The following is a 22,578-nucleotide window of genomic DNA, read 5'->3' on the forward strand; positions in this document are numbered from 1 at the left end:
ATAGATAGATAGATAGATAGGTAAACACTAACGTTCAATGTGAAATGCTAACACTTCCTTGTGTCATTCTATCGCTGATAAGAAATCCCCCTCCCACCAGCAATAAGCTACTTGCAGTAAATACCATGCAGTAGGTTAATCATCGCTTTTACTTCTTCACTACTCAATGTGTAATACACAGTTTGAGCTTCTTTGCGAGTTTCGACCAAACCATCTCTTCTCAACCAAGCAAGATGTTGAGATAAAGCAGACTGACTCAGTTCCAACTTGCCACACAACTCCCCAACCGACAGTTCAGTGCCATGTAATAGGCACAAAATCTGTAAGCGACGCTCGTTAGCCATGGCTTTGAGTAGAATCACAGCTTGTGCTGAGTTCTTCTCCATCTCTTTTAAGTTCATAGTTTGGCTCCCTACAACCTTTACGCCAACTACGGGCTATCAGTATTTCCGGCATATTGCGGAGTTATGATAATCGATATCAATTCATTAACAAACTATCTCACTCGAACAATTTGCTAAAATCTGCGTCACATACGTTTTTTACTGCTGGATGTTGGATCATCCTCTCAGCAAATATGACGTAGTACTCCTCTTTTAACTCTTCAATACCGCCTAATAGTTGCAGTGATGTGTCGTCTTCCACTTCAGACATATAAATCGTCGGTGCTAAAAATATTACGTCATGATGGTAACGAGCAAAAGCCTTCATCAATGCGGCATCATCAAACTCACCTAAAATATCTGGCTTAAGCCCTTGTCTATCAAACCATTGCAGCACTTTACGACCCATTGAGGTTCGGCTGCCAGGGATCAAAAGCTTTCTTTGCTCCAATACAGCAGGGAAATTAACCCCTTCAACCTGACCTGAACTAAAAAAGCTCATTCCACTCTCACCCAGCTTTTTACTGAACAGGCCCGGGCTTTGACTAGAGTCCACCGGACAGTCAGACAAAATCATATCGAGCTTATGTTGAGAGAGTTGCTCAAGTAGCATTTCATGGGTCGATTCAAAACAGCGCAAGTGAATGCTGTTATCTGGAGGGATGGTCGACATCAGTATCTTACTGACGAGTCTTTTAGAGAGCGCATCCGCGACGCCAACATCAAACAGAATATTGGAGTGCTGGCTGTAATTCACGATGTCCAGCATCTCGTAACTCAGGCCAAACATACGATCGGCATATTTAAAGACCAGTTGCCCAAGCTCTGTAGGCTCAACACTTCGGCCATTACGCTTGGTCAACTTGCCATCCATGCGTTCTTCTAAGGCTTTTATCTGCCCCGTTACCGTTTGTGGTGTTAGGAATAGGGCTTCTGCAGCTTTAGTAACAGAGCCTTGCTTGCAAACCATCCAGAAGTAATACAGATGGTTGTAGTTGAGATGCGACATAGATGTGCCGTAATAAAAGAGTAGATACCCTTTTATATCAAATATGACACCGCCACTCAACAAACTCGGAAAAACCTAACCAAACATAGATTTACCACTTATTTTTTCGAAGTGTCTGATTTCATAATGTAATATTTCATCGATTATTTTCAATTTTTTTCTAACTTTTAAGATCTATATCACCTATAGAATTTCCATTAAAAAACAATTCAAAACAACAACTTAAAACAACCACATTAGCAATTGGAATATTTAAAGAGTAAATCATCACAAAAAAGTCGCACCTAAACCAAAATGTAATATTACTGAAATATTTCCCCTCTAACATCACGCTCAGATTAAACAAACAGACCAAACACAGACTTAAACGGTCCAATGGAGAAAACATTATGAACCAAGCTACTACTGCAGCAGCGCCTATCTCGAGCACTACTCGTTGGCTACGCTGGGCTAACTTGGCATTCATGCTTTACCTACTATTACTTTCAGTTTCAATGGTTGGTACAGGCTTCAAATGGGCAACAGGCGAGCAAGCAAAGGTTCTTTTCGAATTTGCTTCACACCCAGTTGCAGGCTTAATGATTGGTTTAGTAGCAACAGCGCTTATTCAATCATCAAGTACAGTTACTTCAATTATCGTTGGCCTTGTGGCAGGTGGTTTACCTGTTGAGCTAGCAATTCCTATGATCATGGGTGCTAACATTGGTACTACGGTAACCAATACGCTAGTTAGCCTTGGTCACGTTCGTTGTAAAGAAGAGTTCAAACGTGCATTCGCAAGTGCGACAATCCACGACTTCTTTAACCTATTAGCCGTTGCTATCTTCCTACCACTAGAGATGGCGTTTGGAATTCTAGAGAAAATTTCTCACTGGTTAGTATCACCGATGCTAGCAACAGGTGATATGAGCATGGGTGGTCTTAACTTCATCAAGCCAATCACTAAGCCTGTTGTAAGTGCGATTAAAGAACCACTATCAACGTTTGGCGACACTGTTGGCGGCATCATGCTTATCGCTCTAGGTATCGCAACTATCTTCGTAGCTATTACTGTAATGGGTAAGCTGATGAAGAGCCTAATGGTTGGTCGTGCTCGTGAGATTCTAAAGAACGCAATCGGTCGTGGTCCAATCCACGGTATCGCTTCTGGCTCTATCGTGACTATCCTTGTTCAGTCTTCTTCTACGACAACAAGCTTGATGGTTCCACTAGTAGGTTCAGGTGTTCTTAAAGTACGTGACGTTTACCCATTCACTCTGGGTGCAAACATCGGTACATGTATTACGGCTCTACTTGCAGCTACAGCAGTGTCTGGTGAGTTCGCAGTATTCGCACTACAAATTGCTCTAGTACACTTGGTGTTCAACATCATGTCAACGGTATTCATCTTCGGTATCCCGTTCCTACGTGAACTTCCAGTTAAAGCGGCAGACATGATTTCAGACATGGCTGTGAAGAACAAAGCTGTAGTGGCTGGTTACCTTGTTGCGGTATTCCTTGTACTGCCTGGTAGCGTGTTAGCTCTTACCGCTTAATAGCAAAATAAACATCGCTTATAGCAAAGTCCGCTACCTCCTAGGTTGCGGGCTTTTTCTTTTTAAGAGCAGATACGGGATTCGTGTAAGCGAGTATCGAAGAGAAAGAGCCAATGCGCGTTGAGAGTATACGAGTAACATAAAGCATCACACAGCATATGATTTCTCTGCTCTTCGAATCTCGATTACTCGTCACTGTAACTTAGATACAAAAAAGGCTGCACAGAGGCAGCCTTTCAATCAAACAAAGCGAGTGAGATTAAACCGAGAATGGGTACTTAATCGCTTCGTGGCATTCGTAACCTTCAACCCAGAAGTCATCCATCGTTACCCATGTTTCCAAATCTTCTAGAGACTTAATCTGAGGATTGATATGGAATGTTGGGCCAGCTAACGGCTCACGCTTTAACTGGATATCACGCATAGGTGCAAGTTGATCTTCGTAAATATGAGCATTTACTAGCTTATGGTAAGCCACGCCAGCTTTCTTACCCGTGATTTGCGCCATGATAACTAGGAAGACATACACTTGAACCATGTTGAAGTTCAGGCCTAGGGGTACATCGCAAGAGCGCTGAGTGCTGTTTAGGTACAGAGTATCACCAAGTAGTGAGAAGTGATGGCTGTACATACACGGACGCAAACATCCCATGTGGAACTCACCAGGGTTGTAGAAGTTTAAGATCTCGCCGCGGTCATCAATACCGTTAGTTAGATCATCAACAATCTTCTTCAGTTGGTCGATATGACCGCCGTCAGGTTTTGCCCATGCACGTCCTTGAACGCCATAAACACGGCCCATGTCATCTTCACCCTTGCGGTAAGGGTTATTCAGCCATGCTTCATTCAGGTTAGAATTCGCATCCCAAGTTTTAGTCCCTAGCTTACGAAAATCTTCAGCATTGTCGTAACCACGGATATAGCCAAGCAGCTCAGCAACTGCGGCTTTCCAAAAACTCTTACGCGTTGTTACCAGTGGGAATTGGTTATTACCAACATCATATTCAAGGTCAGCATTGATCACGGTTAGGCAACGCTTGCCCGTGCGTTCATTTTCAATCCAAGTACCGTCATCAACGATACGCTGACAGAGATCTAAATACTGTTTCACACCAATTCCTTACTTCGTTTGTTGTGGTAATTCGTCTTTGTAGTGACCACGCTTGTATGCCCACACCATCATCAGCACACCGATGATAACCATTGGCAGTGACAAAATTTGTCCCATAGAGATAAACCCACCGAACAAACCTAGGTGAGCATCAGGTTCACGTACGTATTCTACTAAGAAGCGGAATGTACCATATCCAGCTAGGAATAACCCTGATACAGAACCAAGAGGACGCGGCTTTTTGATAAACCAGTTCAAGATGAAGAACAGCACGATACCTTCAAGCGCCATCTCGTAAAGTTGAGATGGGTGACGAGGAAGTGGACCACCGTTAGGGAACACAATCGCCCATGGCACATCAGTCACACGTCCCCAAAGCTCGCTGTTCATGAAGTTACCTAGACGGCCCATACCTAAACCAAATGGGACGAGTGGTGCAATCATGTCTGCCACGCCAAAGAAGGTGCGACCATTCTTTTTCGCATACCAGAACATTGCGGTGATAACACCCAGCAAGCCACCGTGGAAAGACATACCGCCAGTCCATACCTTAAATAGGTACAGTGGGTCTGCTAGGAAAAGGTCAAAGTTGTAGAAAAGTACGTAGCCAATACGACCACCCAACACCACACCTAGAAAGCCAGCAAACAGTAAGTCTGATACTTGCTCTCGAGTCCAACCACTACCCGGTTGATCAGCTCGGCGATTTGCTAACCAAAGAGCAAACATAAAACCGACAAGGTACATTAGGCCGTACCAACGAACTGAGATTGGTCCTAGTTCAATAAGAACAGGATCGATATTTGGGAATTCGATAAAACCCTGAGACATACTTGGCTCTCTATCTAAATTGATTAACGGTTAGCTCAATGACTAACAGAAAAGACACTACAGCAGCATTGTGGCTGCTATAAACATTAAAAATACCGCAAAGAATTTCTTCAGCACAGGGGTTGGCAATTGAGTGGCCAGTTTCGCACCCACTCGAGTGGTCAAAACTGAGGTACAAGATATCGCGATCAAAGCCGGTAGATAAACATAACCCAAGCTATACGCAGGAAGATCATCGACAGAAGATCCATGCCAAATGAAACCTAGCATTCCCGAAATCGCGATAACACAACCGCATACCGAAGATGAGCCGACGGCTTTACGCATTTCCACACCGTGATGGTTAAGGAAAGGTACCGATAAAGACCCACCGCCAATGCCCGCTAAGCTTGATACCAAACCAATCCCGCCGCCACACAACACGGTTTTAGCTGAACCCGGCATCGATTTTTGGCTCTTGGAGCGAATCGACAATAGCATTTGCAACGCCAACACCAAAACAATCACACCAAAGACTTTTGGTAAGTATTGAGCTGGAATTACATCGGCCACGAAAGAGCCGAGGAAGCCACCTATCACCACACCTGGCATCAACCATTTAACGACAAACATCTCTACGTTACCCAACTTTAGATGGTTAATCGCAGACGATCCCGACGTAACGATGATGGTTGATAGCGAAGTAGCCAATGCCATTTGCATCGCAAACTCTTGGGGGATACCCGCTTTAGGAAGCAAAAACAGTAAGGCAGGAACAACCAGCAAACCACCACCAATGCCTAGCAAGCCTGCTAAAACACCAACAATAGCACCAAGGCCCGCTAACAAGCCTATCAGTTCATATGACACGTTAAATCCTATTTTTTACCTGCTCGAATGAAGCCTGTAAATTCACGCTCTTCGAAATAGTTCAGCATCATACTATAGATGTCACTACCATACGGTTTTGAAAGTGCCTTATTTGCCAAATCCTGTAATTCAGCCAAGTTCGATTGACGAATCAAATATTTGGTTCTTGCGACATTCGAGGTATTCATACTTAACGTCTCATACCCCAATCCAATCAATAGCAGCGCGCCCATCGGGTCACCGGCTAACTCGCCACAAATACAAACAGGTAATTGATATTGCTTACAAGTATCATGAATTTGTTTTAATACCATGATCACCGCAGGGTGCATTGATTCATAGACATCGGATACTCGTGAATTGTTCCGATCAACCGCTAATAAATATTGGGTTAAGTCGTTGGTACCGACTGAAACAAAGTCGACCTTATGCGCAATCAGCGGCAGTATGTACAGCATGGATGGCACTTCAATCATGATACCAACGCGAGGCATACGCACTCGGTTATCAAGCTCATGCACTTCATCATACGCCTGTTCAATCAACTGTAGCGCGTCATCCAACTCCTGTGCACCAGAGATCATCGGCAGCAAAATACTCAAGTTATGGCTTTCACAGCTCGCACGTAGCATGGCACGTAACTGAATAATAAAGATGTCAGGATGATCGAGCGTAAACCGAATACCACGCCAACCAAGGAATGGATTGTCCTCTTCGATAGGAAAATACGGTAAGGCCTTATCACCACCGATATCGAGTGTACGCATCACCACTTGTTTCTCTGGGTAGCTTGCCAGTACAGAACGATACTGCTTGAATTGTTCATCCTCTGACGGGAATCTTTGCTGCAACAAGAAAGAAATTTCAGTTCGATACAGCCCTACGCCATCAACGCCTTGGTTGATAGCGATGTTAGTGTCTGCACTTAAACCCGCATTAAGCAGAATCTCGACTTGCTTGTTGTCTTGCGTTTTTGCCGGTAGGTACAGCTCGCGATTGACCATAGAGGAGAGCTCACTCTCTTCTAGAATCAGCCCTCGATACTCTTTGAGCAGGCTTTTAGTCGGCTCAATAAAGATCTCACCGCTATACCCATCAACAATCGCTCGCTTGCCATTAGCTTGAGCTAGGTTGAGGTTTACCCCCATGACGGAAGGTATGCCAAGCGCTCGAGATAAAATCGCTGCGTGCGAGTTCGCCGCCCCTTCCAAGGAAATCACCGCTAAGAGCTTTTCTTTGGGAATAGACGCTAATACCGAAGCGGTTAACTCACGAACCACTAGGATAATCGGCTTATCTAACGTGCGAAGTTCATGTTCAGAGTTGTGGAGGAAATAGAGCAGCCTTTGTCCGAGCTCTCGGATGTCTTGTGCTCTCTCACGAAGATACACGTCCGACATACGAGCAAAGCGATTAGAATAACTCTCTACAACCTGTCTTAGTGCCCAATCGGCTTTATCGCCTTTCTGGATTTGGCTTTTTAGATCCTTACGCAGCATAGGATCGTTGAGTAAGTGAGTAAACAGGTCAAAGATCGCCAACGCATCTTTATTGATTTCGCTATCTAAGCGCTTTCGCATGCGCTTAAAGTCATTGAGGGCGTTTTCAACCGCTACCGCCAACAACTCATGCTCTCTCTCTATATTGAGCGTCGAAGCAGGATAAACATCGGTGAGTTCAGGCTGAGTGTTGTCCCACCATAAGTCACCAATCGCCACGCCCGATGAAGCTGCAATACCTTTAGTAGCCGGTAGCTTCTGTTGCTCTAACAGCCAATGGCCTTGAGTTTGGGCGTGCGCCACAATAACGGCAAGTTGTGCAGAGAGCGTGACAAGGAAGGATTCTTCCATCTCACTAAATAAACGTGGGGTCTTCTGTTGAATGACCAATACACCGAGCACTTGCTTGCGGTGGATAATCGGAGTACCGAGAAAAGAGTGATAGACGTTTTCTCCAAGCTCTGGAAAAAACTTATAAGCAGGGTGAGCAGACGCTTGTGCAAGGTTGATAGGTTCAGCACTTCTTTTAACAAGGCCAACCAGACCTTCGTCAAAACCAATGTGAATGCTATTGCCTTTGAAGATCAGGCCTTGAGTTGCCATCAACTCAAGGCGCTGCATATCATTATTTGCCAAATACACGGTGCAACATTCCGTCTGCATCGCACTGCATGTCTCTTTAACCAAAATATCAAGAGCCGTCGACACATCTTCAACTCTTGATACGTGTTCAACTATTTCCCTTAGTTGACTGAGCATGCTTAACCTCTACGCAATTTGCGCTTTCCTTTTATTTTTCGCTCTTTAAACGGCATTGCTAAAGATGCGAACTCTTTCATCGCTCGACGGTAAACATCTCGCTTGAAAGAAACAACTTGTCGAACTGGGTACCAGTAACTCACCCAACGCCAACCATCAAACTCAGGTGTACTTCCACGCTGCATATTGATATGCGATTCATCGCAATCTAAGCGCAAAAGGAACCACTTCTGTTTTTGTCCAATACAGACAGGTTTAGAATCCCACCGAACCAGTCGTTTGGGTAGCTTGTAGCGTAACCAATGACGACTTGTCGCGACGATCTTTACATCCTTTTTAGTAAGGCCAACCTCTTCATACAACTCGCGGTACATTGCCTGTTCCGGAGTCTCACCTTCATCTATTCCCCCTTGAGGGAATTGCCATGAATGTTGCCCGTATCGTTTAGCCCAGAAGACCTGACCATGGTTGTTACAGATTACAATACCAACATTTAATCGGTAACCATCGCCATCTATCACTGGCCAACCTCTATCTAAATTTTTAATTACTCTGATTTTTCCACATATCCCCAATCGGAGCAAACTTAGTGACGTGATAAGCGCTATATTTATGAATAATAACTAGGAATATGGATAAGTTTTGCTCAAATTCTAGTTACCCACACAATAGTGAGACATAGACCACATTTATTCACCTTTTCTGTGAATAACTATGTGAAGAATTACCCGCAATCGTTTTTTTTAATCCATAGATTCATCAACACCAAAAACAACAAATCAGTCAAAATAATTTTATTATTATATAAATCAGTAAATTAAAATAGCATTCTAGTTTTAAAAAACATTAGAAATGTAAAAGATCTTTCAGAAACCTGACATGGTTAAAGATCAACCACTCCGATGTTTATCCACACTACTAAGTGAAAGATTCATTTTGAACCCCATTTGGCAAGCATTTTATCCACCATAAACCCCTGTTTATTTATCCACTAAATTAATATTTCAATTAATTACCTTTATGTCCTGTGGATAACCCTGAGTTTGATCCCTTCTCTCGCAAGGAGATCATTTCTTAACCAGTCGTCATTTGGTGATAACTTCTGATAAAATCATTTTTTTGATCATGCCTTTTATTATGAAACCAGAACCACAAACACAACAAGAGCTGTTAGAGCGCGCGTATGCCATCGCCGGAATGACCTTTAAAGAGCTCGCTGACGAAGCTGAGATGGTGATGCCAAACGACCTTAAGCGTGATAAAGGCTGGGTTGGGCAGCTATTGGAATGGCACTTGGGTGCACCTGCAGGCAGTAAGCCAGAACAAGATTTTGCCAAGCTCGGTATCGAGCTAAAAAGCATTCCGATTGGCTACTCTGGCAAGCCACTCGAAACCACCTTTGTGTGTGTTGCTCCTTTGATGGGTGTGCAAGGCATAACTTGGGAAACCAGCCACGTTCGAAACAAGCTGTCTAAGGTGTTGTGGATCCCTGTCGAGGGAGAAAGAGAGATCCCGCTAGCAGAGAGGCATGTAGGATCCCCATTATTATGGACACCTAGCCAAGCTGAAGACGAACTCTTGAAGCGAGATTGGGAAGAACTGATGGAGTTGATCGTTTTAGGCAATGTTGAACAGATAACAGCAAGACACGGTGAAGCACTGCATTTACGTCCGAAGGCTGCTAACAGTCGTGTGTTAACGGAAGCTTACGGTGCAAGCGGAAAACCTATCAAAACTAAACCACGTGGTTTCTATCTGCGAACTCAATTCACCCATAAATTACTGACAACACATTACGCATAGATCGTTTAATCGAGCCTCGATAGCCAAAACTATCAGTGCGTTAAAAAACAGTCTGGAATTAGAATCAATATCTCGCTACCAACGCCTCTTAATGAGGTTTGAGCGCCAGTTCAATATCACAGTAGCTTTGGCTTGGCTCATTACCAAACTCATCATAGGCGTTGTGTAAGCGAAGATACGCCTTTTCAAAGCCGAGCCGGAGTAACTCCTCTTTCACTTGATCCAAGGATCCAAAGTGAAGCGGCTCGCCGTCTTGCTTTACCGGTTCTAGCTTATGTTTGTACTCCACCGCCAATAGATATTCTGAAATATCAGAACAGCCAATAACGTACACTTTGGGTGTTTGATAAGAGTCTTTGTGCTCTCCATGTAACCACATGTCTAACTGATGCTTTTGCATAACCGGCCTCCCTTGCTCTCTATAGCTTAGTAGAACTCTATTTCTTTACTAGGGCACGTTGATTTTTCTCGATTAAAAAAGCAAAAAAGAGAAGCAAGCGCTTCTCTTTTTTGGCCAGTTCTAGTTCAAAAGTTTGCACTTTCGACGCCATAACTATCACTGTTAATTATCTTAGGGGTTGAAAGGTGCTATCAACCCCGCAGATTACGTCGGTATTCGCGCACTTAAGACACGACGAAGGTGACGTACTCGACGTTCAATCGTGACGACTTCTGGTTCAGAAAAACCAATCGGTCGACCGTCAGCTTCAAGACCAATATCTCTTAATAAGTGAGTATTGTTCCATGGCAGCTCATATGAACTACGACGAACTTTTCGTTGCCATTCGCGCTCTTCACGACGAAGATCGGCACGGATAAGGACTGTTGCTAATTTTAAATATACTGAGTGACGCATAATAACTCTCCAGTTGTTGAGTCAACTGAGGAAAAATAGCGTGTTAGATAGTATGAGGGCTTCTCACTTAGCTGCTATTTTTCCGCAGCCAAATAAGGATACGGATCTATTAGTTAGGTTTATCTTGGGTGTTTCGATCGGCTATGGCTGATGTGAGTGACATATCAGTCACCATGTCAGTACACGGATCAAACGACGCGCAAATATGCTGTATAAAATCGAAATGTTTCATTTGCGCCTCCAAGCTAACTAAAAAATCCAAAAAAAATGGGGAAGTAAAAGCAGACAAGTCTTTGTTAAATCGTTGCTTTAACGGTTAAAGTCTAACCAAGTGAGTATATTATTCAACCGCTAATTGATTAACATTTTTAAAACAATGCATTCGCCTTAAATATTAGTTGCATATTCATTTACATATAACATATTCACTATGATTATATAAAATCACAGCATATCTCTCTTAGGGTCTAGCTAGAAAACAACGGACTACCCTTCAGAAACAAAAAAGCCACGTAGATACGTGGCCTTTAATTTACGGTGACTGAATAAAGTCATGTAGAGAAGAGTCTAAACAACACCTTCAGAGATTAGGCTGTGTTTATTCAGCAAGCGGTACATCGTCGCTCGTGATACACCGAGCTCCTTAGCCGCCAATGAAACCTGACCACCGTAAGATTCCAATACAATCAGTAACGCATCGCGCTCTGAGCGCTCTCGAATACTCTTCAAGCTTCGGCGTTCATCATTCTGTTTTGGTAAATCCAGTTGGTGATCCTCAATGATCACAGCATCAGACATCAACACAACACGCTTAATCTGATTCATCAGCTCACGCACATTTCCAGGCCAATGGTATCGATTCATCGAACGGATAGCATCGTCTGAGAAGCTCTTCGCTTGAGCATTAAACTCTTTCGAGTACTCACGCAGAAAATGATTCGCCAGTACTGAAATATCGCTCACACGCTCTTTTAAGCTTGGAACATGAATACGCAGAACATTGATATAGTGATAAAGCTCTTCATTGAAGTCGCCCTCGATCAACGCCTTCTCGATATCAGAGGAGTTCGCGGCCAGAATACGCACATCGACAGATTTAGGTCCATTCGCAGTTTCAATCTTACCTTCTTGTAGAAAGCGCAACAGGTTCAGTTGTTGATTGCGTGGCATCGCTAAAACATCATTAAGCAAGATGGTTCCGCCATCGGCTTCTTCCAACATACAAGGCGCAGTCGCTGACTGTGCTGATATGCCAAACACCTCGGCCTCTATTCTCATTTCAGACAAGGCACGACAGTTAACCGTTAAAAATGGTTTCTGTGCTCGCGACGAATTTTGATGAATCGAGCGTGCAATCGTCTCTTTACCAGCCCCACTCTCGCCATAAATCAAGATACTGACATCAGTCGGCCCAATACGCTTTACTTGGTCTCTCAAGCGCTTCACGGCCACAGAATCGCCTAGCAGTCCCATGTTGTTATTGATGCCGTAGTTTGGCCATACCTTCTGCTCAAGCTTAAGCATACCCAGTTGGTGACCAATGGTACTCAGCAATTGAGCATCTGGGATTGGTGCCGTGAAAAAGTCGATACAGAAGTTGACGATAAACTGGCAGATCGTATCAGAGCTTAATTGAGATTCACGGATAAAGGCGAGCCATCTCACCTGCTTGTTATTGCTCACAAGGTTAGCAATACCGTTGAGACTGAACTCATCATGACTAAGATCGACAATACCAATACATGGGCCAATATCAGCAATCAAGGCATCGGCTTTTCGTAAATCTGCACACTGGGTACACTGCCAACCCACTTGTTCTAACACTGATAACCAGGGTTCGTACGCACCACCAACGACGATAAGAGAACCTGGTAAGGAATCCATCTTAAATTGAGTTCCCATCCTTCTTCCTTATTCTATTTTTATTTAAATCAGACTAATACGAGTCACTGCTTCATCGTTCGACAAAATGCCGCGAGAGCGTATTCAGCGCAGAGACGTATAGTAGTGAGACTATCTTAGATTTTATGTCTCAATAGTAAGACTATGTCAGAAATAACGATTTTTCGAATCAAGAGTGCGGTACAGACTAGGTTTTGAAGCCCCAAAACAGAAAAAGCCACTCTTCAGTGGCTTTTTAATTACATAGGCTGTTACGCCCTATAAGCGAGAATTACGCCTGTGGACGCATTGCCGGGAACAAGATCACGTCACGGATTGTGTGCGTGTTTGTAAATAGCATTGCTAGACGGTCGATACCGATACCTTGACCCGCTGTTGGCGGTAGGCCGTGCTCTAGTGCAGTAATGTAGTCTGCATCGTAGTACATCGCTTCGTCATCACCCGCGTCTTTCGCGTTAACTTGCGCTTTAAAACGCTCGTCTTGGTCTTGTGCATCGTTAAGCTCAGAGAAACCATTCGCAACTTCACGGCCACCGATGAAGAACTCAAAACGGTCTGTGAAGAACGGGTTGTCATCGCTACGACGAGCTAGAGGAGAGATGTCCGCAGGGTAGCCAGTGATGAACGTTGGTTGAATTAGCTGAGGCTCAGCCGTTTCACCAAAGATCTCTTCTAGAAGCTGACCACATGTCCAGAACGTTTCTACGTCTACGTGTACAGATTTTGCGATAGCAACCATCTTCTCACGGTCTTGTAGGTCTGCTTCTGTTAGCGCTTGAATCTCAGCGTGCTCAGGGTTGTAGTGCTTGATTGCATCGAACATGCTCATTCGAGCGTAAGTGCCACCGAACTCAACCGTTTCGTCACCGTAAGGCATAGAAGTAGAACCAAGAACGTCCATTGCTGCCGTGCTTAGCATCTCTTCAGTCAGATCCATAAGGTCTTTGTAGTCAGAGTACGCTTGGTAGAATTCCATCATTGTGAATTCTGGGTTGTGACGTGGAGATAGACCTTCGTTACGGAAATTACGGTTGATCTCGAATACACGGTCAAAACCACCAACCACTAGACGCTTAAGGTAAAGCTCTGGTGCAACACGTAGGTACATATCGATGTCTAGTGCATTGTGGTGAGTGATGAATGGACGTGCAGTTGCACCACCCGGGATCACGTGCATCATTGGCGTTTCAACTTCTAGGTAGCCTTTAGCGCTCATGAAGTTACGGATTGAAGATACAAGCTTAGAACGCACGATGAATGCATTGCGAGAGTCTTCGTTCACGATTAGGTCAACGTAACGCTGACGGTAACGCATCTCTTGGTCAGTTAGACCGTGGAACTTCTCTGGTAGAGGACGAAGTGCTTTAGTCAGCAGTTCAAACTCTTCCATGTTCACGTAAAGGTCGCCTTTACCTGATTTGTGAAGCGCACCTTTAACACCGATGATGTCACCGATATCTAGGCCTTGGTACTTCTCTTTCAGTACTTTTTGTACGTCTTTCGCTGCGTATGCTTGGATACGACCAGAAGTTTCTTGAATCGCAAGGAATGGACCACGCTTCGCCATTACACGACCAGCGATCGCAACGATGTGGTTAAGCTCTTCTAGCTCTTCCTTAGTCTTCTCACCGAATTCCGCTTGAAGATCGCCAGCTAGGTGCTCACGACGGAAGTCATTTGGGTGACCGTTAGCTTTGCAGTTTTGGCGGATGTGATCCAGCTTGCTGCGGCGCTCAGCGATTAGTTTGTTCTCTTCAGGTGAAGAAGCTTCTTGTGCGTTTTCGTTTTGAACAGCATCAGTCATTAGAGATGTACCCTGCTTTTAAAATTTGGACCGCTATATTTTTGCAAATATAGGCATTTTTACCAATATTATTGGTAAAGCTTAATAGTTGATAAAGCTTACAGACCTGATTTCAGGCTAGCTTCAATAAACTTGTCTAAGTCACCGTCAAGAACCGCTTGAGTATTACGGTTTTCGATGCCGGTGCGTAAATCTTTGATACGAGAATCATCCAGCACGTAAGAGCGGATTTGACTGCCCCAACCGATGTCTGATTTCGTCTCTTCGCTCGCTTGTTTTTCAGCATTTTGTTTTTGAATCTCAAGTTCAAAAAGCTTAGCACGTAGCTGCTTCATCGCTTGATCTTTGTTCTTATGCTGCGAACGGTCATTCTGACACTGAACCACAGTGTTAGTCGGAACGTGAGTAATACGTACCGCTGATTCCGTGGTGTTTACGTGCTGACCACCAGCGCCAGAGGCACGGTATACGTCAATACGTAGGTCAGAAGGATTAATGTCGATCGTAATGTTGTCATCAATCTCAGGATAGATAAACGCAGATGCAAATGAAGTATGACGACGACCACTTGAATCAAATGGTGACTTACGAACTAGACGGTGAACACCAGTCTCTGTGCGTAACCAACCGTAAGCATACTCACCAGAAATACGTACCGTTGCGCCTTTAAGGCCAGCAACATCGCCATCCGACACTTCGATAACTTCAGTCTTGAAGCCTTTCGAATCTGCCCAACGTAAGTACATGCGCAACATCATTGAAGTCCAGTCTTGAGCTTCTGTACCGCCCGAACCTGACTGTAAATCGATGTAGCAATCTGATGCATCGTGATCACCAGAGAACATACGACGGAATTCCAGCTTCTCTAGCTTAGCTTCAAGCTCGGCCAGTTCTGGTTCAATTTCATCGAACGTTTCTTGATCTTCTTCTTCAACCGCAAGCTCTAATAGGCCATCAACATCCTCAACACCTTGGTCAAGTTGGTCGATCGTTTCTACTACCGCTTCCAATGCAGAACGTTCTTTACCTAGCGCTTGAGCACGCTCAGGTTCGTTCCATACATCCGGTTGTTCTAATTCTGCGTTTACTTCTTCTAGACGCTCTTTCTTAGCGTCATAGTCAAAGATACCCCCTCAGGATATTTGTGCGCTCAGACACATCCTGCAGACGGTTTTTTATAGGATTGATTTCAAACATTTTAGCTCATCATTTATGAGTAGAATTTAACCGAAGAATTGTACTCAAAAGTGTGACGGAGATACAGAATTTTTTAGAGTGCTGAACCAAGATTCAACAACTTAATGGGATATAAAATTGACAGGCATAAAAAACACGTAAATTTTGTAAGGGCAGGAAGGAAAACAAGCCCTGTTTTTGAACAGAGCTTGTTGAATTTGGCACTATATGATGAGCATTATTGAGCCCAAAATCACTATTTGGCTTCGATATGATCAATCATCAGCTGCAACGATTGGTTGCCGCGAAATTCGTTGATATCGAGCTTAAATGCAAGATGAACGGTTTTTACTGATGCATCAGGCCAGCGACGTAGGTCGACGTTAAAGGCAATACCGTCAATCATCACATTGGTTGGGTGGCCTTTGTAGAGCGGCTCAAGCATCAGCTTAAGGTGCTTTTCACCCACCAGCTTTTGGTGCAGCACTTTAAACTCACCATCGAAGATTGGCTCAGGGAAAGCTTGTCCCCACGGGCCACCTGAACGCAGCGTTTCAGCGGTGTGCATCGAGAACTCTTCTGGTAACAGCTCACCATCAGACAAGATAATGCCCTTCAGTGCTGTTTCTCCAAGTTCATTCTTCACCACATCATTGAACAGCTTGCTGAAGCGTTCAAAGTCCTTTTCCATGATGGTTAAACCAGCCGCCATTGCGTGGCCACCAAATTTAAGAATCAAGCCAGGGTTTTGAGTATCAATTCGGTCCAATGCATCACGCATGTGCAGACCCGGAATTGAACGACATGAACCTTTGATACTGCCTTCGCCGCCATCTGCAAACGCAATCACTGGGCGGTGGTATTTGTCTTTGATACGCGAAGCCAAAATACCAATCACACCTTGGTGCCAATCACGTTGGAATAGTGCCAAGCCAGAAGGTAGGTCGTCTTTACCAAATTCAAGGCGCTCACAAAAAGCCATCGCTTCTTGCTTCATACCCTCTTCGATCTCTTTACGTGTTTGGTTCAAGCCATCTAACTCACTCGCCATTCGACGAGCCGCATGGACGTTGTTACTCATTAGCAGCTCAACACCAAAAGACATGTCGTCTAATCGACCAGCTGCATTGATACGAGGACCAAGAGCAAAGCCAAAGTCAGACGCCACCAAACGCTTAGCGTCTCGCTTAGCAATTTCGATCAAGGCTTGAATGCCCGGACGAGCTTTACCCGCACGAATACGTTGCAAACCTTGATGAACTAAAATTCGGTTGTTTTCATCGAGTGGAACCACGTCGGCAACCGTACCCAGCGCCACAAGGTCAATCAGTTCCATCAACTTAGGTTCTGTCATGCCGCGCTCTGCAAACCAACCCAATTTACGCATGTGAACACACAATGCCATCATCAGGTAAAAAGCGACACCAACCCCCGCTAGGGCTTTCGAAGGAAAAGCACAACTTTCAAGGTTTGGGTTAACCATAGCATCGACCATTGGCAGTTCATTGCCCGGCAAGTGATGATCGGTAACCAGAACCTCTAGCCCTTTCTCTTTAGCAAAGCGAACACCTTCAATTGAAGATACACCGTTGTCGACCGTCATGATCACTTCAGCACCAAGCTCGATTGCCTGTTCAACAACCTCAGGGCTCAAGCCATAACCATCTTCAAAACGGTTTGGTACCAGATAGTCGACGTTAGAGCTGCCGAGCATACGTAACGCTAAAACAGACAGCGCCGAGCTGGTCGCGCCATCGGCATCAAAGTCACCAACAATGATGATGCGTTTTTGCTGCTGAATAGCTTTGAACAACAGCTCAACCGCAGCATCAATGCCGCCCAGTTTTTGATAAGAGTGCAAGCCTTTCGCTGCTGTCTCTAGTTGGTCGGCACTGTCGATTCCACGACTCACATAAATGCGCTTTAACAAGTCAGGTAAGTGAGCAGGTAAGACTGAAATGTCGACCTCAGGACGGCGTTGGATCTCTATCATATAAAAATGGGCCCGATATCAATCAGGCCACTCCTTAAATCAAAAACATGGGGGATAAATTGGCAATACAGAAAACGAGATTATTGCTCTAAACGTTGAAGAAGTTGTGCTGGCGGTAAGTAACCACTCACCAACTCACCACTTGCTAGCACGATAGCCGGTGTGCCATTGATGCCAAGCTCACGACCTAATTGGTACTGTTTAGCAATGATCTGCTTTTGCTCTGCTAGATCTTTACCAGACGCTGGCATTTGACGATTTACTTTAGCGTCATGCATCGCTGTTTTTGGATCATCTGAAGCCCAGATTGCTGCCATTTGATCGGCAACTTGCCCTGTCGCACCTTGGCGTGGGTAAGCCATGTAACGAACGGTAATACCCAGATCGTTGTAGCCCTGCATTTGGCTGTGCAGACGAACACAGTAGCCACACGTAATGTCAGTAAATACCGTCACAACATACTTTTCGTTATCGGCTTTGTATTCAATAACCGTATCCGACATCGCCGCGACTTTTTCAGCATTCAGCGGAGCTTGACGCTCAGCCAAAACATCACTGAACTTACCGTTTTCATCTAAAGAGTAAAGTGTACCGGCTAGAAAGTGATCGCCCTCTGGAGAAGAAAATATAATGCCGCTGTTGGTTTGAACTTCTAACAAACCATCGATATCCGAAGGAACAATCTTATCGACCTTAATACCGATTTTTTCAAAACGCTTAGTTAACGCAGCTGTATCAATAGCTTGAGCTGGAGCAGCTTCTACGGCTGTTGATGTTGTTTCTACTTTCGCTTCTGATGCATTACATGCAGTAATCATAAGAGGAAGCGCTAGTAGAGGAAGACGGCGTAATACGCTCATTAAGTTCACCTTAAAAATAAATGGATTTAAGCACGTGGGTGATGCTGCGCGTGAATTTGCTTCAGCCTTTCAGTCGCCACGTGAGTATAAATTTGGGTTGTCGATAAGTCACTATGCCCAAGTAACATCTGTACGACCCTGAGATCTGCGCCATAGTTCAGTAAATGCGTCGCAAAAGCGTGTCTCAATACGTGTGGTGACAACAGCTCTGTATCGATCCCAGCGACGACCGAGTAGTGCTTAATACGATACCAGAACGTCTGACGGGTCATTTGCTTGGCGCGTTTACTCGGAAAAACCACATCAGAACTGTTTTCGCCAAGTAGATGTGGACGACCTTGTTCAATAAAAGTCTCTATCCAATCCACCGCATTTTCGCCCATTGGTACTAAGCGCTCTTTGCCACCCTTACCAATAACACGCACCACGCCCTGTCTTAGGCTGATGTTTTCCATCGTCAAGCTAACCAGTTCTGTCACACGCAAACCGGTTGCATAGAGTAACTCAAGCATCGCCTTATCGCGAAGCTCAATCGGATCGTTCGGATCTGGCGCATCGAGCAAAGCATCAACCTGCTCTTCACTCAAATCTTTCGGCAAGCGTTGCGGCAGCTTCGGGCTGATCAACAAGGCACTTGGATCATCGCCTCTGATTTTCTCGCGGTGCAAATATTGGAACAAGCGACGAATCGCCGACAACATACGGGCACGAGAGGTCTGCTTAAAATCGGCGTCGGCTAACCAGCCTTGATAATCCTGTAAACCTGAAAGGCTAATGAAGTCGAGGCGGTAATTGTTCTTTTCCATCCACGCTAATAACTTGGACAAATCGGTACGGTACGAGACAAGCGTATTCTCCGATAATCCTCGCTCCATCCACATAGCATCTAAAAACTGCTCAACGAGACCGTGGTCTGCGCTCTGCCCTTGAGGCGACTGCATAGTGTTACTCACAATATTGGAAACTGTTTTGAGAGTATGCCAGAGCAAATATGAATGCCATAAAAATTACGACTTGAGCGGATAATCGCTGCAATCGAAGTCGATTTATGGTTAGAATTCGCCATCTGAAATTAAAATCGAACGTTTGCTATGAAAATTGGATTATTTTACGGCTCAACCACCTGCTACACAGAAATGGCAGCAGAGAAAATTCGCGGCATTATTGGTGAAGACCTAGTTGATATCCATAACGTGAAAGAAAGCCCTCTTTCATTGATGGCGGACTACGACCTTTTATTGCTGGGCATCTCGACTTGGGACTTCGGTGAAATCCAAGAAGATTGGAATGAACTGTGGGAAGACATCGCAACCACGCCTATGAAAGGCAAGGTTGTGGCTCTGTTTGGTTTGGGTGACCAAGAAGGCTACGGCGAATGGTTCCTAGATGCGATGGGTCTATTGCATGATGAACTGAAAACCGCGGGTGCAGAGTTTGTTGGCTTCTGGCCAAACGATGACAGCTACGAGTTCGAAGCGTCTAAAGCGTTGACCGAAGACAAATCTCAATTCGTTGGTTTGGCGCTTGATGAAGATTCACAATACGAGCTAAGCGACGACCGTATCGCAAGCTGGGTTGAGCAAGTACTGGTTGAGTACAGCGAAAAGCTATAACCAAACAGAAGTACTCCCGGCTAAGTAGCTAACCAAGTAACTAGCTGGATATAAAAAGACCACAGAATACAAAAAGGCCTCATTACTGCGAAGTAATGAGGCCTTTTCTATTTCATCTCGAAGGACAATCTAATCTCAACGGAAGATTAAACAGTCTCTTCAGCCATCTCTTGTTCTGTTGACTTGCCAACAAAGAACATACAGATGATTGCAGCCGTTGTTGGAAGCAACCAACCCATACCGATCTCAAACAGTGGCAGCATCTTAAGTGCAGACACGTCTACACCCGCTACTTTAGCGCCATCAATAAGAGCAAACAGCAGTGACACTAATACCACTACGCGGTAAGCCGCTTTTGGATTAGGGAAACGGCTACGTAAGAATGTCAGAGCAACCAACGCGATAGCGACTGGGTACAGTGCAAACAGTACTGGAACAGACAGAGAAATCAGTTGAGAAAGACCAACGTTCGCAACGGTTGCACAAGCTACACCATTGATGATTACCCAAGTCTTGTAAGACAGAGGCGTTAGCGAGCTGAAGTAATCAGAACATGCTGACACAAGGCCAATCGCCGTAGTTAGACATGCTAATAGTACGATCACAGAAAGCACTAGCTGACCAGAAGGACCAAACAACGATTGAACGTATAGGCTTAAAATAGCACCGCCATTGTCTGCACCAGCTGCGACTGTTGCACTTGTTGCGCCTAGGAAAAATAGAGAGATGTAAACAAACGCCAGACCCGCTGCGGCAATACAACCCGCGCTAATTAGGTACTTAGTCGTCGCTGCACGGTCAGTAATGCCCTTGCTACGAATCGCATCAACAATCAGCATACCAAACATCAAAGAAGCAAAAGTATCCATGGTGTTGTAGCCTTCAAGGAAACCTTTGGTTAGTGGTTGAGTGATGTACTCACCGTGAGCCGCAAGAATATCGCCTTGAGGGTTAACGAATACAGCAATCGCCAGCACAACCAAACCAACGAACAGTGCAGGTGTTAGCACCTTACCAATGACGTCAATAAGCTTACCTTGCGACCATGAGAAGAACATCGCTACTGCAAAAAATGCAATCGAAAAGAGAGTTAGGTGAGCTTGAGAGGCATCGATGAAGAACGGTTTCACCGCCATCTCATAGGCAACAAGGCCAGTACGCGGTGCAGCAAATGCAGGACCGATAATGATAAAGATCAGTACAGCCATGATGGTTGCTGCTTTCTTAGGAAGATCTTTAGTTAAGTGACCCCAAGAGCCACCAGCCACTGCGACCGCGACGATAGTGATTAACGGCAGACCAACGGCAGTCAGCAGAAAACCAGACATCGCTGGAAGGAAGTGATCACCGGCTAATTGGCCAGCTAGAGGTGGGAAGATGATGTTACCCGCACCCAAGAAAAACGCAAAAAGCATAAAGCCCAATGCCATTATATCTGTTAGTTTTAGACTCTGTTTCACAGATAATCCTTAATTATATTTATGAATTTATGTTGTGCTTACATGAATGTTACAGCTCAAAGCTGCCAATCAATCTATAAAATAGTCGCGCATAATGACGAAACAACTGGCTAGCTGCAAGTCACCACACAAAAACACCATATAAATTTGCATATGAGAACAAAAAGCAGTGGATTCCACTAGCTATAGAAAAATAGCCACAATTATAAACTAACCATAATGCACAACAATATTTTTCCAAGCAGAACATTGATTCATACAAGCGGTTAACATTAGAGCTAATCACTTAAAATATCTCGATACTCAGAACATTAATGAAAGACAAAACAGTGCAAACTAAAAGCTTCAATTTTAAGCAATTCTCAATTTACGGCGGGAAAAGCGGTATGCCAGTCAGTACCGATGGCGTATTACTTGGCGCGTGGGTAAGCCTGCCACAAAGATCATGTGTACTCGATATTGGAACCGGGACAGGTCTGCTGGCTTTGATGGCTGCGCAGCGTTTTGAAGATGCTTCAATCTCTGCGATAGATATTGATCAACACGCTATTGATGCTGCCACTGTCAATATTGAGCAGTCGCCTTGGCAAAATCGTATCTCCCTTGATCACGGCAGCGTGTTAACAGCCGACTTTCCACAAAGGTTTGATGCGATCATCTGTAACCCGCCCTACTTCAACTCTGGAGAACAGGCGCAGCAAAGCCAAAGAGCCACCGCCAGGCACACCGACAGCTTGGATCATTTAGCGCTTGCCCAGCGTTGTTTCGAGATAACAACCGACGCCGCGACTGCCAGTTTCATCCTACCGACGCCTGAGGGGGAAGGTTTTATCAAGCTTGCCGAGCAATGTGGTTGGTATCTAGCAAAACGCCTTGATGTAAAAACAACAGATAAAAAGCCAGCTAGCCGAATTTTATTCGAGTTATCTAAAGATCCTGCTTGCGAGCAAGATTTGCAGCGCGAATCGCTTACAATTCACCATCAAGGTGGTTATAGCGAAGCATTTATTGCGCTCACTAAAGATTTTTATCTCAAGATGTAGCAAATACCATGTGATCCTAATCACTAATGCTTCTATAATGTCCGACTACTCTTTTTTATCGTCTGCTTTTTGAGGCAGAAACATTTATTGCT

At 44.6% G+C, this 22,578-nt stretch carries 20 protein-coding genes; 4 read left to right on the plus strand and 16 right to left on the minus strand.

Annotated elements, in window-relative coordinates:
- Positions 1–107: 107 nt before the first annotated feature.
- Both AB4161_RS11900 and nhaR read right to left on the minus strand, forming a co-directional pair.
- Entirely contained in the window at positions 108–401 is a 294-nt protein-coding gene (locus tag AB4161_RS11900) for a metalloregulator ArsR/SmtB family transcription factor (RefSeq protein ID WP_004735028.1), read from the minus strand.
- Between the two features lie 100 nt (positions 402–501).
- A complete protein-coding gene (nhaR, locus tag AB4161_RS11905) occupies positions 502–1,392 on the minus strand; it encodes a transcriptional activator NhaR (RefSeq protein ID WP_017059341.1) in 891 nt (296 codons plus the stop codon).
- 389 nt (positions 1,393–1,781) lie between these two features.
- On the opposite strand from nhaR, the gene AB4161_RS11910 reads away from it, so the two are divergent.
- Positions 1,782–2,927 (plus strand): Na/Pi symporter, encoded by a 1,146-nt coding sequence (locus tag AB4161_RS11910; RefSeq protein ID WP_017059340.1) that lies wholly within the window; start codon positions 1,782–1,784, stop codon positions 2,925–2,927.
- A 259-nt stretch (positions 2,928–3,186) separates the two neighbouring features.
- Here AB4161_RS11910 and AB4161_RS11915 read toward each other — a convergent pair whose 3' ends face one another.
- Genes AB4161_RS11915 through rppH form a run of 5 tightly spaced genes read right to left on the minus strand, consistent with a single transcriptional unit; the run spans position 3,187 to position 8,497 of the window.
- Positions 3,187–4,038, minus strand: a complete 852-nt coding sequence (locus AB4161_RS11915; RefSeq protein WP_372083379.1) for a thymidylate synthase — start codon at positions 4,036–4,038, stop codon at positions 3,187–3,189.
- Positions 4,039–4,047: 9 nt separating this feature from the next.
- A complete protein-coding gene (gene lgt / locus AB4161_RS11920; RefSeq protein WP_017059338.1) occupies positions 4,048–4,869 on the minus strand; it encodes a prolipoprotein diacylglyceryl transferase in 822 nt (273 codons plus the stop codon).
- Positions 4,870–4,926: 57 nt separating this feature from the next.
- On the minus strand, positions 4,927–5,718 hold the full coding sequence (locus tag AB4161_RS11925; RefSeq protein WP_017059337.1) for a sulfite exporter TauE/SafE family protein: 792 nt from the start codon (positions 5,716–5,718) through the stop codon (positions 4,927–4,929).
- 8 nt (positions 5,719–5,726) lie between these two features.
- On the minus strand, positions 5,727–7,976 hold the full coding sequence (gene ptsP / locus AB4161_RS11930) for a phosphoenolpyruvate--protein phosphotransferase (RefSeq protein ID WP_229647454.1): 2,250 nt from the start codon (positions 7,974–7,976) through the stop codon (positions 5,727–5,729).
- A 2-nt stretch (positions 7,977–7,978) separates the two neighbouring features.
- Positions 7,979–8,497 (minus strand): RNA pyrophosphohydrolase, encoded by a 519-nt coding sequence (gene rppH / locus AB4161_RS11935; RefSeq protein ID WP_017059335.1) that lies wholly within the window; start codon positions 8,495–8,497, stop codon positions 7,979–7,981.
- Between the two features lie 616 nt (positions 8,498–9,113).
- Between rppH and mutH the strand changes: the two genes are divergently transcribed.
- Positions 9,114–9,779 carry a DNA mismatch repair endonuclease MutH gene (mutH, locus tag AB4161_RS11940; RefSeq protein WP_048606845.1) on the plus strand — a complete coding sequence of 222 codons (666 nt, stop codon included), beginning with the start codon at positions 9,114–9,116 and terminating at the stop codon, positions 9,777–9,779.
- Between the two features lie 88 nt (positions 9,780–9,867).
- Here mutH and AB4161_RS11945 read toward each other — a convergent pair whose 3' ends face one another.
- From AB4161_RS11945 to xerD, 8 genes are all read right to left on the minus strand, one after another.
- Complete coding sequence (locus tag AB4161_RS11945) at positions 9,868–10,179, minus strand: DUF6482 family protein (RefSeq protein WP_004735016.1); 312 nt, start codon at positions 10,177–10,179, stop codon at positions 9,868–9,870.
- 204 nt (positions 10,180–10,383) lie between these two features.
- Positions 10,384–10,635, minus strand: a complete 252-nt coding sequence (locus tag AB4161_RS11950; RefSeq protein ID WP_017059332.1) for a hypothetical protein — start codon at positions 10,633–10,635, stop codon at positions 10,384–10,386.
- A gap of 567 nt (positions 10,636–11,202) precedes the next feature.
- Positions 11,203–12,537 (minus strand): cyclic-di-GMP-binding transcriptional regulator VpsR, encoded by a 1,335-nt coding sequence (gene vpsR, locus AB4161_RS11955; protein ID WP_017062873.1) that lies wholly within the window; start codon positions 12,535–12,537, stop codon positions 11,203–11,205.
- A 271-nt stretch (positions 12,538–12,808) separates the two neighbouring features.
- The gene (gene lysS, locus AB4161_RS11960) at positions 12,809–14,341 is read right to left on the minus strand and encodes a lysine--tRNA ligase (RefSeq protein WP_017059330.1); all 1,533 of its coding nucleotides are present in this window, start codon (positions 14,339–14,341) and stop codon (positions 12,809–12,811) included.
- Positions 14,342–14,439: 98 nt separating this feature from the next.
- Positions 14,440–15,538, minus strand: a protein-coding gene (prfB, locus tag AB4161_RS11965) for a peptide chain release factor 2 (protein ID WP_100208942.1) whose coding sequence is annotated in 2 segments (ribosomal slippage) — positions 14,440–15,462 and positions 15,464–15,538 — 1,098 coding nt in all. Because the reading frame shifts where the segments join, the coding sequence is not laid out codon by codon here.
- Between the two features lie 235 nt (positions 15,539–15,773).
- Positions 15,774–17,510 carry a single-stranded-DNA-specific exonuclease RecJ gene (recJ, locus tag AB4161_RS11970; protein ID WP_372083380.1) on the minus strand — a complete coding sequence of 579 codons (1,737 nt, stop codon included), beginning with the start codon at positions 17,508–17,510 and terminating at the stop codon, positions 15,774–15,776.
- An 80-nt stretch (positions 17,511–17,590) separates the two neighbouring features.
- Complete coding sequence (locus tag AB4161_RS11975; protein ID WP_017062874.1) at positions 17,591–18,370, minus strand: thioredoxin fold domain-containing protein; 780 nt, start codon at positions 18,368–18,370, stop codon at positions 17,591–17,593.
- A gap of 26 nt (positions 18,371–18,396) precedes the next feature.
- The gene (gene xerD, locus AB4161_RS11980; protein WP_017059327.1) at positions 18,397–19,311 is read right to left on the minus strand and encodes a site-specific tyrosine recombinase XerD; all 915 of its coding nucleotides are present in this window, start codon (positions 19,309–19,311) and stop codon (positions 18,397–18,399) included.
- 150 nt (positions 19,312–19,461) lie between these two features.
- Here xerD and fldB point away from each other — a divergent pair, with 150 nt between their 5' ends.
- Positions 19,462–19,983, plus strand: coding sequence for a flavodoxin FldB (gene fldB / locus AB4161_RS11985; protein ID WP_017062875.1), 522 nt, complete (start codon positions 19,462–19,464; stop codon positions 19,981–19,983).
- A gap of 146 nt (positions 19,984–20,129) precedes the next feature.
- Here fldB and brnQ read toward each other — a convergent pair whose 3' ends face one another.
- Positions 20,130–21,443, minus strand: a complete 1,314-nt coding sequence (gene brnQ / locus AB4161_RS11990; RefSeq protein ID WP_017059325.1) for a branched-chain amino acid transport system II carrier protein — start codon at positions 21,441–21,443, stop codon at positions 20,130–20,132.
- 314 nt (positions 21,444–21,757) lie between these two features.
- Between brnQ and AB4161_RS11995 the strand changes: the two genes are divergently transcribed.
- Complete coding sequence (locus tag AB4161_RS11995; protein ID WP_017059324.1) at positions 21,758–22,486, plus strand: tRNA1(Val) (adenine(37)-N6)-methyltransferase; 729 nt, start codon at positions 21,758–21,760, stop codon at positions 22,484–22,486.
- Positions 22,487–22,578 lie beyond the last annotated feature (92 nt).

Source organism: Vibrio sp. 10N.286.51.E5 (assembly GCF_041469125.1).
In the GTDB taxonomy this organism is placed as follows: Bacteria; Pseudomonadota; Gammaproteobacteria; order Enterobacterales; family Vibrionaceae; genus Vibrio; species Vibrio crassostreae_C.

Bases quoted from the DNA above. Each gene is read 5' to 3' on its own strand.
- AB4161_RS11900 (WP_004735028.1), bottom strand. From the start codon at position 401: ATGAACTTAAAAGAGATGGAGAAGAACTCAGCACAAGCTGTGATTCTA.
- nhaR (WP_017059341.1), bottom strand. From the start codon at position 1,392: ATGTCGCATCTCAACTACAACCATCTGTATTACTTCTGGATGGTTTGC.
- AB4161_RS11910 (WP_017059340.1), top strand. From the start codon at position 1,782: ATGAACCAAGCTACTACTGCAGCAGCGCCTATCTCGAGCACTACTCGT.
- lgt (WP_017059338.1), bottom strand. From the start codon at position 4,869: ATGTCTCAGGGTTTTATCGAATTCCCAAATATCGATCCTGTTCTTATT.
- ptsP (WP_229647454.1), bottom strand. From the start codon at position 7,976: ATGCTCAGTCAACTAAGGGAAATAGTTGAACACGTATCAAGAGTTGAA.
- mutH (WP_048606845.1), top strand. From the start codon at position 9,114: ATGAAACCAGAACCACAAACACAACAAGAGCTGTTAGAGCGCGCGTAT.
- AB4161_RS11945 (WP_004735016.1), bottom strand. From the start codon at position 10,179: ATGCAAAAGCATCAGTTAGACATGTGGTTACATGGAGAGCACAAAGAC.
- AB4161_RS11950 (WP_017059332.1), bottom strand. From the start codon at position 10,635: ATGCGTCACTCAGTATATTTAAAATTAGCAACAGTCCTTATCCGTGCC.
- vpsR (WP_017062873.1), bottom strand. From the start codon at position 12,537: ATGGGAACTCAATTTAAGATGGATTCCTTACCAGGTTCTCTTATCGTC.
- lysS (WP_017059330.1), bottom strand. From the start codon at position 14,341: ATGACTGATGCTGTTCAAAACGAAAACGCACAAGAAGCTTCTTCACCT.
- recJ (WP_372083380.1), bottom strand. From the start codon at position 17,510: ATGATAGAGATCCAACGCCGTCCTGAGGTCGACATTTCAGTCTTACCT.
- AB4161_RS11975 (WP_017062874.1), bottom strand. From the start codon at position 18,370: ATGAGCGTATTACGCCGTCTTCCTCTACTAGCGCTTCCTCTTATGATT.
- xerD (WP_017059327.1), bottom strand. From the start codon at position 19,311: ATGCAGTCGCCTCAAGGGCAGAGCGCAGACCACGGTCTCGTTGAGCAG.
- fldB (WP_017062875.1), top strand. From the start codon at position 19,462: ATGAAAATTGGATTATTTTACGGCTCAACCACCTGCTACACAGAAATG.
- AB4161_RS11995 (WP_017059324.1), top strand. From the start codon at position 21,758: ATGAAAGACAAAACAGTGCAAACTAAAAGCTTCAATTTTAAGCAATTC.